Below are 14,800 nucleotides of genomic sequence, written 5' to 3'. Positions count from 1 at the left end.
GCAAATGCTGGTCTGGTGACTGAATGACGGACCCCCTCGATCGGTGAGTTCAGACTACGAGGGGGCACTGACAATCCAAGGGAGGCGCACGCGGGTGCCCGAAAGACGACTGCCGGGAGTGCGGCTTTGACTGACGGTGCCGGGGGCCGGGCGTGCGCGTGATGCGGTTCTGGGAGCCGGTTACTGTGGGCCGGCGGTGCGCGTGACGCGGTTCTGGCTGCGCGTGATGCGGTCATGGGTGCTGCGGCCGGCGGTACGCCTGACGCGGTTCCGCAGGTGATTCGACGGCGGGTACCAGTCCTCGTGCCTGATGCGGGTGTGGCGATGAATCTATTTTCGCCGTCCAAGTGTCACTAGGGTCCACTTATCCACATAGGCGGTTTGCTTAGCGCGTGCTGTGGGTGCGTGCTGTGATGCTGGAGGTATGGATAACGCCGCAGGTGCAGAGGTTCTGGAGGCCATCGCGGCTTCTGCCTTGCGGCTGGCCGGTTTGATCCGGGGGACGGATCCGGCCGACAGCCCGCCAGTAAGCACGGCGCGCGGGCCGGCGGACGGCCCGGTGCCTGGCCCTTTCGCAGCCGGCCCTTCGGCGGCTGACTCTGACCCGTTGCGTTGGCAGGCTGAGGCGTGTCTGACGGTCCTGTCCGGCGCGGCGGGGTTGGAGGCGATGGTTGCTGCGGTGAAGGTCCATGCGGCCGGCGGGTATGACGAGGCCGCCCAAGTGATCGCGGGGCCCATCATGTCCCCGCAGGAGCAGACCGCGCAGGAGATGGGTATCGTGGCTGAGGTTGCGTGTGCCCTGACGGTCAGTGAACGTACGGCCGGCGGGCTGCTGGGTGAGGCCCACCGTTTACGTAGTGCTCTGCCGCTGACGTTGGCGGCCCTTCAGGCCGGGACGTTGTCGTGGCAGCATGCCCGGATTATGGTCGACGAAACAACCAATCTGGAGCCCGCCGCCGCCCACGCGCTGGAGGCGCATTTCCTGGACCCGGAGGCGCCGAACCCGGCCCGCGGTGCGGCCGGTGGGATGGTCCCGGGCCGGTTCCGGGCGAAAGCCCGGACGTGGCGGGAGCGGCATCACCCGGTCAGTATCGAAACACGCCACACCCGGAGCGCCTTGGACCGGCGGGTCGAATTCTGTCCGGACCGGGACGGGATGGCCTGGCTCTCGGCCTACCTGCCCGCCGATCAGGCTTCCGGGATCTGGAACCGGGCCACCACAGCAGCCCGCGCCCTGCAGGGCCCCGCCGAGGGCAGGACCCTCACCCAGCTCCGTGCGGATAACGTCGCGGCGTGGCTGCTCGGCGGCACCCTGCACAGCACCCAGGACGCCACTCAGGGCGGCACCCTGGACGGCACTCTGGACAGCACTCAGAACGGGGCTGCCGGGAGGATCCCGTCACCGACGGCCCAGGTCCTCGTGACGGTTCCGGTGTTCGCTTTGATGGGTCTGACCGATGAACCCGCCATCCTCGACGGGTACGGACCGATCCCGCCCTCCATGGCCCGGCAGCTTGTCGCCGACGGTGCCGAGTCGTTCCGCCGGGTCCTGACTGATCCCCGGGACGGGGCATCGTTGGAGATCGGCCGGGAAAGCTACCGGATCCCCAAAGCGCTGCGTCAATGGCTCCGGCTCCGGGACGGAAAATGCCAGTTCCCCGGCTGCTCCAACCCATCCCTGGACAACGAAGCGGACCACCTGAACGCCTGGGCCAACGGCGGGAGTACCGGGATCACAAACCTGACCCAACTCTGCCCAAAACATCACAAGCTCAAACACACCACACCCTGGCAACCCACCGAAGCCACCAAAAACGAGCCGCCCGGCTGGATCTCACCCACCGGCCGCCACTACCAAAGCGAACAACCCGACCAGGAACCACCCCACTGGCCCGGTGCGGCTATTGATGCTGTTCAACGATTCCATGACGTTCAAGGATTCCCGGGGGATCCGTGGGCGCTCTCGAACGACCGATCACCACGAGCCCCAGTCACCTAGGAATGAGCGGACCGAGAGCCTGATCGTTGGACTCCCTGACGTTTTGCTGCCTAAATCGCACTCCTGAGGTTTCGAGTGCCTGAAGCGGCGTTGCTGAGTTTGCTCCCTGAAGCCGCACTCCTGGGTTACGAGTGCCCGAAGTCGCATTGCTGAGTTTGAGTGCCTGAAACCGCATTCGTGAGGTTCCCCCTCGTGAGGTTCGACTTGCAGACGGCCAGCATTCCGGACCTTGGCTCTGCGGCGGATGACTGAGTTCTCAGCCGGAGCGCAGAAAACCCCACCGCTCGTTCAGCGGTGGGGTTTTATCTGTGCCCTCGATAGGATTCGAACCTACGACCTTCTGCTCCGGAGGCAGACGCTCTATCCCCTGAGCTACGAGGGCAATTCAGGGATCCTGCCGTTGCTGGCGGGACGTCCTAGAGCTTAGCAGGATGTTGGCCCGCAATGGAAAACGTGGTCCCCCAAGCCGCCTCACTGCCCAAAATTCCACTAAATGATCCCTGCGACAAGCCCACACATGTCACCCATATCGGATAGCAACTCAGTAGCCGGAAAACGAGTCCACGTGCACGCGGTGCGCCCCGGCCTGTTTGGCCGCACGACGCAGCGAAGCGACGCTGGCGGGCGACCCGGAGACGTAGACGCTGCGGTTGGCAATGTCGGGAACCAAGGCTTTCAGCATGGCCCCGTCGAGCCTGGCGCCTGGGTTGAGGCCGTCCGCAGCCGGGGTGACAGCAATCGCGCTGTCACTTATCGCGGCGTCACTCATTGCGCCATCACTCATCGCACCGTCACTTCTTGAACCGTTGCCAGCCGTTGCGTCGCTGCCCGTAGTCGCGCCGGCGCCACTTGAGACACCGATGCCACTCGAGACCCCAGCGCGGGCGTCGGCAATGAACGGCGGAGGGGCCGACCCGTCAGCGATGCGCGCAATGATCCGCGCCCCGGACGCCTCCAGTTCGCTCGCGTAAGCAATCTCGTGGGAGTTCCGTGCCAGGATCAGCAGCACCACATCCCGTTCCCGGCCCGCCCCGGAAGCCAGATGAGCAAGGTACGGGGTGATGCCGATGCCGGCGGCGATGAGCAGCACGGGAGTCCGGGGATCCCGGGGAAGCACGAAGTCGCCCCCCACGGAGGTGGCTGTCACGTGGTCGCCAGGCTTCAGGCCCAGGAGGGCTTTCTTGGCGGCGGACAGTGGCTCGGACGTCCGAACGCCAAACTTCACCGTGCCGGAACCGGGGGCGCTGGTCAGGCTGAAAACCCGGCGTCGGCCTTTTCCGTCCGATTCAGCCTGCGGCAGGTCCAGCTCCATGTACTGTCCCGGCACAAAACGGACGGGGCGGGACGGTTCGAAGGCGAATTCCGTGGTGCTGGGCGTCAGAGCACGGGAGCCGGCGAACGTCAGCTTCACGCCGCCCCGCTGGCCTGCGACGAAAGCCAGGAGGTTGCCCACAAGAAGGGCCAGTTCGGGGGAGTTGGCGATGAAGCCAAAGTTGTACGGCACCGCGAAGACCACACCAACAACGGCCGCAAGCGCGAGCTGCTGCCAGCGTCGTGGCGGAAGAGTCAGAGGCTCGGTCAGCATAAAGCCGACAAAAAAGAGCAGGGGCCGCTGCGCCAGGGCCTGCCAGAGCGAGCTGCCGAGAGACATCCCGGCCTGCAGCAGTTCCGCGGTCACAATCGAGGTAGCCACCACGAGGAAGACGGTGGCCATGAGGAACTTCCTGGTGCGATAAACCACCAGCAGGACGCCAGGAACCAGCAGCCACAACATCGCAGGGGTCGCGGCCCACCACGTGGCGACATTCAGCCCGGTCAGACCGGTCACGAAGGCACCGGCCGCAGCAGGGTTGAAAACGTGCCGGCCACGCCAGGCAAGGGCGTATTTGGAGGCGGATGCCAGCACACAGGCCAGCGCGACGCCGGCCACGTCCATGGGCACAAATGAAGGCCAGAACAGGAAGTACAGCAGCAGGCCCGTGATCAGTGACGATTCTGAATGTGGCCGCACATGGAACAGTGCAGCCAGGCCCCGGTTGGAGGCGTACGTCAGCCCAAGGCAGAGGGCCAAATGCAGCAGCATCTGGGGTAGGCCGAACGTCAGCCAGCCGAGAGCGTTCAGTAAGAGGCTGTACACGGCAAGGGCAGCCAGGACCAGCAGGATCAGCCGGTACATCGTGTACTTGCCCAGCATGGTATCCAGCCGGCCGGCCGGTGAAAAAGCGGTGGGGGTAACAACGGGGCTCATGTGAACAGTGTCCCTTCAAATCCGCCCGAATACGCGGCACTGCCATCTGAAAACACGGTCAGCCAGGAGAAATCGAAGGTCTGTTCCAGCACCGCGCCGGGGACGAAGAACAATGCCGTCGCCAGCGCATCAGCAACCATGGTGCTCTCCGCCATGGTCCAGGTGGCGACAGCCGTGGTGACGGGCCGGCCTGTGGTGCCGTCCAGCACATGATGCAGGCCGTCGCCCCACACCCGGCGGTTTGCGGCGGAAGCGCACAAGGCGCCCGCGGAGACCTGAACTGTACCGATTGCCTTGGCGGGATCATATGGATGTTCCAACGCAACGGATACCGGATCAGAACCGCAGTAAAGCATGTCTCCGCTGGCGTCAACAATGAAACTGTCTTCGCCACAGGAGCGGAGCTCAGCCGCCAGGAGGTCCACCAGCTGGCCCTTTCCGGCGGCGCCGATATCCAGGACGACGGGCGCGCTGGTGGTGAGCACCGCACCATCCCAGTCAAGGGCTTCATCCCACCGCGGCGGCGCCACGGGCGAACCTGCAGATTGGAGGGAGTATGCCGCGTCGTATCCCAACCGTTCCAGGCTGCTGCCAATGAGCGGAGTCATGGCTCCCGCCGTTATGCCGTACAGCGAACGGTACAGCTGCCCCAGCACCGCAGCCTCCGCCGGCAGCTCGTACCGCCCGGGCTCACGGGCCATGGCACTGACGGTGGAATCGGGCCTGAAACGGGACCACTCGCCGTCGTACTTTTCCACCAGGGACAGCAGCCGCGCGCGGATGGTGCCCGAAAGCGGCAAGGGCGTGGAGATTTCCCAACGGGTACCGATCCCGTCGAAGCGGAAGTCCTCCCAGGCAGGCTTCGGCACGGCCTACTGGGCCTCGGACTTGATCGTTTCTACGGCCTGGTTGAAACCGCCGCTGGTGAGGGAGGAGCCTGCGACCTTGGACACGTTGAGTTCGTCGATGCTCTTGCCTACTACCTGCGCCGCAATCCCGCCGGCGAATTCACCCTGGAACTTGCGCGTGTTCGGGTTGGACGGGTGCTGAGTGATGTTGACGGCCGTGACAGTGCCCGAGGCCAGTGTCAGTTCAACGCCGACGGTTTCGGTGCCGTTCGGCGAAACATAGGTGCCATCGGCACTGTAGGTGCCGTCCTGGTACACGGAACCGCTGCCAGCCAGGGTTGATGAGGTGTCCGACGGCGTGGAAGCGCCGGTGGAGTTGTTTTCGGACGAGGGGACAGCAGGGGCTGCGGACGGCGCACAGCCGGCCACGGTTCCGGCGAGGGACAGGCCGGCGATTCCGGCGAAAACACTCTTGCGGACTGACGGTCTCATAGGGGGCTCGTTTCGTGGGCTGGGTGCTTACGGTGTACTCAACGTCGGATTCAGCGTAATGGTTCACCCTGTGAACCAGCAGTGCGTCCGCTGTGCGCCATCGAGCGCCCCGCGTGGTCACCTGCGGTGCCCGAATTCGTGCATGTGGCGGCCCCCGGTAGGCTAGAGGGGTGACTCCCGAAGAACTTTCCCTCGCCATATCCGCCTGCCTGAAAGACGCCGTCGCCGCCGGCGAAATCGGGCTTTCCGCATCAGCTGTCCCTGATGAGGTGCGCGTGGAGCGACCGAAGAACCGGGAGCACGGCGACTGGGCCACCAACATCGCCCTGCAGCTGTCCAAGCAGGCCGGCACCAACCCGCGCGAATTCGCCACGGTCCTCAGCACCCGGCTGAAGACCATCGACGGCGTCTCGGCCGTGGACATCGCCGGTCCAGGCTTCCTGAACATCACCGTTGACGCCGGCGCCGCAGGTGCCCTCGCCAAGGCCATCGTCGAAGCCGGTCCGGAATACGGCAGGAACTCCGCGCTCGCCGGCCACGTGGTCAACATGGAGTTCGTTTCGGCGAACCCCACCGGCCCCCTGCACATCGGCCACACCCGCTGGGCGGCCCTGGGCGACGCCATTGCACGCGTCCTGCGTGCATCCGGCGCCGAGGTCACCGCCGAGTATTACATCAACGACGCCGGCACGCAGATGAACACCTTCGCCCAGTCGGTCTACAACCGGCTTCACGGCCTGCCCGTACCCGACGGCGGCTACCCCGGCCAGTACATCGCCGATCTCGGCCACGACGTACTCACCGCACACCCGGACATTCGCGAACTGACTGAAGTGGCCGCGATTCCCGTCATTCGCGCTGCGGCTTACGAGGCCCAGATGAAGGACATCCAGGCCACGCTCGCAGACTTCGGCGTCGAGTTCGACGTGTTCTTCTCCGAGCAGGAACTGCACGACGCCGGCGCGATCGAAAGTGCCGTTGCCCGCCTTCGCGAGCAGGGCCACGTGTTCGACGACGGCGGTGCGGTCTGGCTCCGAACCACGGACTTTGGCGACGACAAGGACCGCGTGATGATCCGGGCGAACGGCGAGCCCACCTACTTCGCCGCCGATGCCGCGTACTACCTCTCCAAGAAGGACCGCGGCTTCACCGAGAAGATCTACCTGCTCGGCGCGGACCACCACGGGTACATCCACCGCCTCAAGGCAATCGCGGCGGCAGCCGGAGACGACCCCGAGGTCAACATCGAGGTGCTGATCGGCCAGTTGGTCTCCGTCAACGGTGCCAAGCTGTCCAAGCGCGCAGGCAACATCATCGAGCTCAAGGACCTTATCGACTGGCTCGGGAAGGACGCCGTCCGCTATTCGCTGGCCCGCTTCCCGGCGGACTCTCCGCTGACGCTGGACCCGGACCTGCTCAAGAAGCACAGCAACGAGAACCCTGTCTTCTACGTGCAGTACGCCCACGCCCGCACCCGCGGTGCGGCCCGCAACGCCGTTGCCGCCGGTGTGGACCGCAGCGTTTTCGAGGCTTCCCTGCTGGATCATGCCACCGAAAATGAGCTGCTTTCCTACCTGGGCAGCTACCCCTCCATCGTGGCCAAGGCCGCGGAGCTGCGCGAGCCGCACCGCGTGGCCCGCCACCTTGAGGTCATCGCAGGCGCCTACCACCGCTGGTATGACGCCTGCCGCATCGCTCCGATGGGCGACGAGCCTGTCACGGACGTCAACCGCACCCGTCTCTGGCTCAACGACGCCACCAGCCAGGTGCTGGCCAACGGCCTGCACCTCCTTGGCGTTTCCGCGCCGGAACGGATGTGACCACCATGACCGGAAATCCCTTGAACAATGCATCCCCGCTGGCCCCTGAATGGCTCGCCGTTCCCGCGGACCTGAATGCAGTTCAGGAACCGATGTGGGCACAGGGTGTGCAAAGGAACGACGCCGGTGAGCTCGCCGTCAACGGCATCCCCGCCAGCGAGCTCAAGGCACAGTTCGGCACACCATTGTTCGTGATGGACGAGGCCGACTTCCGTGCCCGGGCGCGGTCCTTCAAGGATTCCTTTGATGCCGCCTTCGCTGACATCTGCGGGGGAGTGGACGTCTACTATGCAGGCAAGTCGTTCCTGTGCACCGCGGTTGTGAAGTGGGTGGAGGAGGAAGGCCTGCGCCTGGATACTGCATCCGGCGGCGAACTGGCCGTGGCCGCACGGGCAGGCATCGACGGCGCCCGCGTGGCGCTGCACGGCAACAACAAGTCGGATGCGGAAATCAACCGGGCCCTTGACATGGGGCTCGGCCGCATCGTGGTGGACAGCCTGGACGAGCTGGAGCGCGTGGCGAAAATTGCCTCTGGCCGCGGCGAGCAGGCCAAGGTCATGCTGCGGCTGACCCCCGGCGTGCACGCCCACACGCACGAATTCATTGCCACCGCGCACGAGGACCAGAAGTTCGGTCTGTCCATGGCGGAGGACACCACCGAGCAGGCCGGCCTGTCAGCGGCGGAAGAGGCCGTTGCGGCGGCGACCAGCTACGCCGGCATTGACCTGCTTGGACTGCACTGCCACATCGGGTCCCAGATCTTTGAGCCTGACGGCTTCGCGCTGGCCGCCGAGAAGCTCCTCCGCTTCCTGGCCGCCATGCAGGAAAAGTACTCCATCGTGATGCCCGAACTGGACCTGGGCGGCGGCTACGGCATCGCCTACACCCCGGTGGACACACCCCGCCCGGCAGCGGAAATCGCGCAGGCGATGGCCGCCGTCGTGCGTTCCACCTGCGCGGACCTGGGGATCACCGCCCCCCGCATTTCCATCGAACCGGGCCGCGCCATCGTCGGCAGCACCACTTTCACGCTGTACGAGGTGGGCACCCTGAAGACCGTCCGTGTCGACGCGCCCGCCGCCGGAACCGGTGAAACAGCCGGGACGCAGCCGGAAAACGTTACGCATCCGCGCCGCTATGTGTCAGTTGACGGCGGCATGAGCGATAACGCCCGCCCGGTGCTCTATGACGCGGATTATTCCGCGATTCTTGCCTCCAGGACGTCGGATGCTGCGCCCCAGCTGTCCCGCGTGGTGGGCAAACATTGCGAGAGCGGCGACATAGTTGTTAGAGATGTATATCTGCCCGAGGACGTGGCAGCCGGTGATCTGCTTGCTGTACCGGGGACCGGCGCCTACTGCTGGGCCCTCTCAAGCAACTACAACTATCTGGCCCGGCCGGGCGTTGTCGCGGTGCGCGACGGATCTGCCCGGCTGATTGTCCGCGGGGAAACCGAAGAAGATCTGCTCAACCGCGACATGGGAGTCTGAATGACTGAATTGCGAACCCTGAAAGTAGCCCTCCTGGGCTGTGGCAACGTTGGGGCCCAGGTTGCGCGGATTCTCATTGAGGACGCCGACGCCCTGGCCGCCCGCACCGGTGCACGCCTGCAGCTCAGCGGCATCGCCGTGCGCAACGTGAACGCCAAGCGCGACGTGGAGCTTCCGCAGGAACTGTTCACCACCGACGCCGGGACGCTCGTCAAGGATGCGGACCTGGTGATCGAGCTGATGGGCGGCATTGAGCCGGCCCGCACGCTGATCCTTTCCGCGCTGCAGAACGGCGCCTGCGTGGTCACCGGCAACAAGGCCCTGCTCGCCCAGGACGGTCCCACCCTCTACGAAGAGGCTGACAAGGCCGGTGTGCAGCTGTCCTTTGAAGCAGCAGTTGCCGGCGCCATCCCCATCCTGCGCCCCATCCGCGACAGCCTTTCCGGCGACCGGATCACCCGCGTGCTGGGCATCGTCAACGGCACCACCAACTTCATCCTTGACCAGATGGATTCCACCGGCGCCCAGTTCGCCGACGCCCTCGCCGAGGCCCAGCGCCTCGGCTACGCGGAAGCGGACCCCACTGCCGACGTCGAAGGCCACGACGCCGCCGCCAAGGCCGCTATCCTGGCCACGTTGTCCTTCCACACGCGGTTTGCCCTGGAAAACGTCTACTGCGAGGGCATCACCAACGTCAGCGCGGCAGACATTGCTGCGGCGAAGGACGCCGGTTTTGTCATCAAACTGCTGGCCATCGCTGAAAAGCTCACGGTCGCAGACACAGGAACAGATGGCGCCGAAGGTATTTCGGTGCGCGTGCACCCCACGCTGCTCCCGCGTGAACACCCGCTCGCCGCCGTCCGCGGCGCCTTCAACGCGGTGTTCATCGAAGCGGAAAACGCCGGTGAGCTGATGTTCTACGGCCAGGGTGCAGGAGGCACCCCGACGGCGTCTGCCGTCCTGGGTGACCTTGTCTCCGCCGCCCGCCGCCTGGTGCTGGGCGGGCCCCAGCGGACCGAAACCACCACCGGCCACGTTCCCGCGCTGCCCATCGAAGCGGCCACCACCAGCTACTACATCGGCCTGGACGTCGCCGATCAGCCCGGCGTGCTGGCCCGCATCGCCCAGCTCTTTGCGGAGCATGGCGTGTCCATCGAAATCATGCGGCAGACCATCCACAAGGACTCCGGGTCCAATGTGGAATCAGCCGAACTGCGGATTGTCACGCACCGCGCATCAGAGGCTGCCCTTGCGGCCACCGTCGAGGCCGTGAAGGGCCTGGACGTCATCAATTCAGTTACATCCGTTCTGCGGGTAGAAGGAGTCTAAGTGGCTCACCAATGGCGCGGCGTTATCCGCGAATACGCTGACCGTCTGCCCGTGACGGAATCCACCCGGGTGATCACCCTGGGCGAGGGCGGCACACCGCTGGTGCACGCACAGAAGCTCTCCGAACTGACCGGTTCCACCGTGTACCTGAAGGTCGAAGGGATGAACCCCACCGGTTCGTTCAAGGACCGCGGCATGACCATGGCCATGACCGCCGCCGTTGAGTCCGGTGCCAAGGCGGTTGTCTGCGCCTCCACCGGCAACACCTCTGCTTCTGCGGCTGCCTACGCCACCGCTGCCGGCCTGAAATGCGCCGTGCTGGTTCCCGAAGGCAAGATCTCCATGGGCAAGCTGAGCCAGGCGATCGCGCACGGCGCCACGCTGCTTCAGGTGGACGGCAACTTCGACAATTGCCTGGACATCGCACGGAAGCTGGGGGAGTCCTACCCGGTGTTCCTGGTCAACTCCGTCAACCCTGCCCGTATCCAGGGCCAGAAGACCGGCGCCTTCGAGATCGTGGACTCGCTCGGCGACGCTCCCGACATCCACGTCCTGCCCGTAGGCAACGCGGGAAACATCACGGCGTACTGGAAGGGCTACAAGGAGTACTCGGCGCCGTTCGAGTCGGCAACGGCCGGAACCCTTCCTGCCGTGTCAACCAAAACCCCGCAGATGTGGGGCTTCCAGGCCGCCGGTGCAGCGCCGTTCGTTGCCGGGCACCCGATTACGGAACCTGACACCATCGCCACCGCCATCCGGATCGGCAACCCCGCATCCTGGGACGGCGCCATTGCCGCCCGCGATGAGTCAGGCGGATTTATCGACGCCGTGACGGACGAGCAGATCCTGGACGCGCACCGCTGGCTGTCCGCCCGCGAGGGTGTTTTTGTGGAGCCGGGCTCCGCCGCCGGTGTGGCCGGCCTCCTGAAGAAGCATGCCGCAGGGGAAGTGCCGTCCGGTAAGACCATCGTCATCACCGTCACGGGCCACGGCCTGAAGGACCCCCAGTGGGCCCTGCGCACCGAAGACGGCAGCGAAGTGCAGCCCGTCAAGGTCTCCAACGACGTTGTCACCGTTGCAGCCGAGCTGGGACTGGAAGAAAAGTAGCCTTGAAAACCACCGCGCCTGACACCGTTGTCCTGCCCCTCATCGAGGCAGGACAACGGGTCACCGTCAGGGTCCCCGCCACGAGCGCCAATCTCGGTCCGGGATATGACAGCCTGGGCCTCGCCCTTGCACTGCATGACACCCTGACGGTGGAAAGCCTCGAAACCGACGAGCTCCTGTTCGAGCTCAGCGGCGAGGGCGCGGACAGCCTGCCCCGCGACGCCAGCCACCTCGTGGTACGGGCCATGGACGCGGCTTTCGCGCGGCTGGGTTACCGGCACGGCGGGCTGAAAATCACTGCTACGAACGTCAACCCCCACGGCCGCGGCCTGGGCTCCTCGGCATCGGCCGTCGTAGCGGCGGTGTCTGCCGCCAACGCGATGGTCCCTGCCGACGGCCAGCGCGGGCGGGACTGGATCCTGCAGCTGACCAGCGAGATGGAAGGCCACCCGGACAACGTCGCGCCCGCGATTTTCGGCGGACTGGCGCTGTCATGGCAGGACAGTGACCAGTACAGGAGCACGTGCGCCACGGTGGTTGATTCCGTCATCCCCATCGTGGCGGTTCCGGACTATGAATTGTCCACGGAAGCGGCGCGGGCCCTGCTGCCGGCATCTGTGGGCCACCATGCTGCAGCGATGAACTCCGGGCGTGCGGCACTGCTGATCCACGCGCTGACGCAGAAGCCGGAATTCCTGCTTGCCGGCACCGAGGACTACCTCCACCAGAGCTACCGTGCCGAGGCCATGCGCCCCAGCGCGGCCCTCATCCGGGAATTGCGCAGCGCCGGCCACGCGGCCGTGGTTTCGGGCGCCGGCCCCACCGTGCTGGCACTGGCCAACGGCGAAGCCGAGGCGACGGAAATCCTCGCCCTGATCGACTCGTTCACGGCAGCCAGCACTCCGGATATCGGTTGGCGCGTGCTGAAGCTGGCAGTGGACGTCGAAGGTGCTAAGGTGGACTTGCACCGGCGGTAATTCCGCCTATCTGATCAGCAGCTGCATTCAGTTGTTACCTGATCTCCTACTGCGCAATATTTTCCGGTGTCACCTGCTTGGTCTGTCGCAGGAATCTGCAGCATGAAGTGTCTGCCCCTGAACCGTCAGTCCAGCGTTCCGCCATTATTTCGGTGCGTGAGGTGAATCAGTATCCGGCCCTGCTGGCCGAAATCCAACCGGCAAGGCCGAAACTCCCGGCTGCAGATCTGAACTGCAGCCCAGATCAAATCATCGCGTCCAGCTCCCAGTCTGGACGCCGTCGAGGGGGAAGGATCCTTCGTGACCGAAACCACTGAGCTGTCTTCAGCTGTGGACACATCAACTTCTGCAGCCGGATCGTCAACGGCCGCACCCGCAAAGAGCAGTGGCCTTGCCGGCCTTAAGCTCGCCCAGTTGCAGGCTCTTGCCAGCCAGCTGGGGATCTCCGGCGGGTCCCGCATGCGCAAGGGGGACCTGGTTACAGCCATTTCCGCCCACCGTGCAGGCACTCCGGCTACCAAGGCCCCAGCCAAGGTTGCCGAAAAGGCCAGCGAGAACCACGAAGCTGTTGCCGCTCCGGCGCCTGTCTCCGCCGAAACCGCGGAGGCCCCGGCTGCCGAGGGGACCCGGGCCCGTGGACGCGGCCGCAGCCGGCGCGCTGTCAGCGACGGAGTCGTCGCTGCTCCCGCCGCAGCACCTGCTGAAGCCCCTGTCGCCGCGCCTGCCGAAGTTCCGGCAGCCGCCCCCGCCGAGTCCGGCGAAGCGGCCGAAGGTGCCGGCGAACGCCGTCAGCCGCGGACCCGCAACCGCCGCCGCGGCGAAGCTGCGGCTATGTCCCCGCAGACCGGGGAATCCGCTGAGGCTCCGGCTGAGCAGCCCGCCGCTGAACAGCGCCAGGACCGTGCTGAGACCCAGCGCACCGAAACGCAGCGCACGGACGTCCAGGGCGCCGAGTCCGGCGACGGCCAGCGTTCAGACCGTCGTGACGGGGGCCGCACCCGCGTTGCCCGCGACGCCGGTACCCGTGACGCCGGTACCCGCGAGGGCACTGACGGCGGCCGCGACAACGCTGGCAGCCGCGACGCCGGCCAGCGTGAAGGCACCCGCCGTGACGATTCCCGCGACAACACCCGCGACAGCGACGATTCAGACGGTGGCAGCCGCCGGAACCGCCGTAACCGGCGTGACCGGAACGACCGCAATGACCGCTCCGGCGGCCAGGACAGCCGTGACAACTCGCGCAACGACCGTTTCCGCGACCGCAACGACCGCCGTCGTGGACGTGCCCAGGGACCGGACGTCGACGACGTCGAGGTTACCGATGACGACGTCCTGCTGCCCGTAGCCGGCATCCTGGACGTCCTGGAGAACTACGCGTTCATCCGCACCTCCGGTTACCTGCCGGGCCCGAACGACGTCTACGTGTCCCTCGCCCAGGTGAAAAAGTACAACCTGCGCAAGGGCGACGCCGTGGTCGGCGCCATCCGGGCACCGCGGGAAGGCGAAGACCGCAGCCAGCAGTCTGCACGCCAGAAGTTCAACGCACTGGTCCGCGTAACCTCCGTCAACGGAAAGACGCCGGAAGAGCTCAAAGACCGCGTCGAATTCGCCAAGCTGGTCCCGCTGTACCCCTCCGAGCGCCTGCGCCTGGAGACCGATCCCAAGAAGATCGGCCCCCGCGTCATCGACCTGGTTGCCCCGATCGGCAAGGGCCAGCGCGGCCTGATCGTCTCCCCGCCGAAGGCCGGCAAGACGCTCATCCTGCAGTCCATCGCCAACGCCATCACCACCAACAATCCTGAGGTCCACCTCATGATGGTGCTTGTTGACGAACGCCCTGAAGAAGTCACGGACATGCAGCGCACGGTCAAGGGCGAGGTTATTGCCTCCACCTTCGACCGTCCCGCCGATGACCACACCACCGTGGCCGAACTGTCCATCGAACGCGCCAAGCGCCTCGTGGAAATGGGCATGGACGTTGTGGTGCTCCTCGACTCCATGACCCGCCTGGGCCGCGCCTACAACCTGGCAGCACCGGCCTCCGGCCGTATCCTGTCCGGTGGCGTCGACTCCGCCGCGCTGTACCCGCCGAAGCGTTTCTTCGGTGCAGCCCGCAACATCGAAAACGGTGGCTCGCTCACCATCCTGGCAACGGCCCTTGTGGAGACCGGTTCCAAGATGGACGAGGTCATCTTCGAAGAGTTCAAGGGCACCGGCAACATGGAGCTCCGCCTGTCCCGCCAGCTGGCTGATAAGCGCATCTTCCCGGCAGTGGACGTCAATGCGTCCGGCACGCGCCGTGAAGAGAACCTGCTTTCCCCCGAGGAAGTCAAGATCATGTGGAAGCTGCGCCGCGTCCTGTCCGGACTCGAAACGCAGCAGAGCCTTGAGCTGCTGACCAACAAGATCCGGGAGACCCAGAGCAACGTTGAGTTCCTGATGCAGGTTCAGAAGACGACGCTTGGTGCGAAGTCGGATAACGACAAGTAG

Annotated in this window: 10 protein-coding genes and 1 tRNA gene; 7 read left to right on the top strand and 4 right to left on the bottom strand. The window is 65.6% G+C overall.

Features of this window, described 5'->3' with window-relative positions; all coding sequences use genetic code 11:
• Positions 1-424: 424 nt before the first annotated feature.
• A complete protein-coding gene (locus tag IDT60_RS12255) occupies positions 425-1,999 on the top strand; it encodes an HNH endonuclease signature motif containing protein (protein ID WP_191079275.1) in 1,575 nt (524 codons plus the stop codon).
• 309 nt (positions 2,000-2,308) lie between these two features.
• On the opposite strand, the gene IDT60_RS12250 is transcribed toward IDT60_RS12255, so the two are convergent.
• The 4 genes from IDT60_RS12250 to IDT60_RS12235 all read right to left on the bottom strand — a co-directional run bounded on the left by IDT60_RS12250 (position 2,309) and on the right by IDT60_RS12235 (position 5,587).
• Positions 2,309-2,381 (bottom strand) — tRNA-Arg (locus IDT60_RS12250).
• 159 nt (positions 2,382-2,540) lie between these two features.
• The gene (locus IDT60_RS12245; protein ID WP_191079274.1) at positions 2,541-4,247 is read right to left on the bottom strand and encodes a ferredoxin--NADP reductase; all 1,707 of its coding nucleotides are present in this window, start codon (positions 4,245-4,247) and stop codon (positions 2,541-2,543) included.
• On the bottom strand, positions 4,244-5,116 hold the full coding sequence (locus tag IDT60_RS12240; protein WP_191079273.1) for an FAD:protein FMN transferase: 873 nt from the start codon (positions 5,114-5,116) through the stop codon (positions 4,244-4,246). The genes IDT60_RS12245 and IDT60_RS12240 overlap by 4 nt, the downstream gene beginning before the upstream one ends.
• Positions 5,117-5,119: 3 nt before the next feature.
• Entirely contained in the window at positions 5,120-5,587 is a 468-nt protein-coding gene (locus IDT60_RS12235) for an FMN-binding protein (protein WP_191079272.1), read from the bottom strand.
• 170 nt (positions 5,588-5,757) lie between these two features.
• Here IDT60_RS12235 and argS point away from each other — a divergent pair, with 170 nt between their 5' ends.
• From argS to rho, 6 genes are all read left to right on the top strand, one after another.
• On the top strand, positions 5,758-7,407 hold the full coding sequence (gene argS, locus IDT60_RS12230) for an arginine--tRNA ligase (RefSeq protein WP_191079271.1): 1,650 nt from the start codon (positions 5,758-5,760) through the stop codon (positions 7,405-7,407).
• A 5-nt stretch (positions 7,408-7,412) separates the two neighbouring features.
• Positions 7,413-8,897 (top strand): diaminopimelate decarboxylase, encoded by a 1,485-nt coding sequence (gene lysA, locus IDT60_RS12225; RefSeq protein WP_191079270.1) that lies wholly within the window; start codon positions 7,413-7,415, stop codon positions 8,895-8,897.
• A complete protein-coding gene (locus tag IDT60_RS12220) occupies positions 8,898-10,226 on the top strand; it encodes a homoserine dehydrogenase (protein WP_191079269.1) in 1,329 nt (442 codons plus the stop codon).
• Complete coding sequence (gene thrC, locus IDT60_RS12215; protein WP_164199008.1) at positions 10,227-11,333, top strand: threonine synthase; 1,107 nt, start codon at positions 10,227-10,229, stop codon at positions 11,331-11,333.
• Positions 11,334-11,335: 2 nt separating this feature from the next.
• Positions 11,336-12,310 (top strand): homoserine kinase, encoded by a 975-nt coding sequence (gene thrB, locus IDT60_RS12210; RefSeq protein WP_191079268.1) that lies wholly within the window; start codon positions 11,336-11,338, stop codon positions 12,308-12,310.
• Between the two features lie 300 nt (positions 12,311-12,610).
• A complete protein-coding gene (rho, locus tag IDT60_RS12205) occupies positions 12,611-14,800 on the top strand; it encodes a transcription termination factor Rho (protein ID WP_191079267.1) in 2,190 nt (729 codons plus the stop codon).

Source organism: Pseudarthrobacter sp. BIM B-2242 (assembly GCF_014764445.1).
Lineage (GTDB): Bacteria > Actinomycetota > Actinomycetes > Actinomycetales > Micrococcaceae > Arthrobacter > Arthrobacter luteus_A.
This window is presented reverse-complemented; position numbering and strand designations above follow the sequence as displayed.

What these genes read in the sequence shown, in the direction of transcription:
- IDT60_RS12255 (WP_191079275.1), top strand. Translation starts at nt 425, where the DNA reads ATGGATAACGCCGCAGGTGCAGAGGTTCTGGAGGCCATCGCGGCTTCT.
- IDT60_RS12245 (WP_191079274.1), bottom strand. Translation starts at nt 4,247, where the DNA reads ATGAGCCCCGTTGTTACCCCCACCGCTTTTTCACCGGCCGGCCGGCTG.
- IDT60_RS12235 (WP_191079272.1), bottom strand. Translation starts at nt 5,587, where the DNA reads ATGAGACCGTCAGTCCGCAAGAGTGTTTTCGCCGGAATCGCCGGCCTG.
- lysA (WP_191079270.1), top strand. Translation starts at nt 7,413, where the DNA reads ATGACCGGAAATCCCTTGAACAATGCATCCCCGCTGGCCCCTGAATGG.
- IDT60_RS12220 (WP_191079269.1), top strand. Translation starts at nt 8,898, where the DNA reads ATGACTGAATTGCGAACCCTGAAAGTAGCCCTCCTGGGCTGTGGCAAC.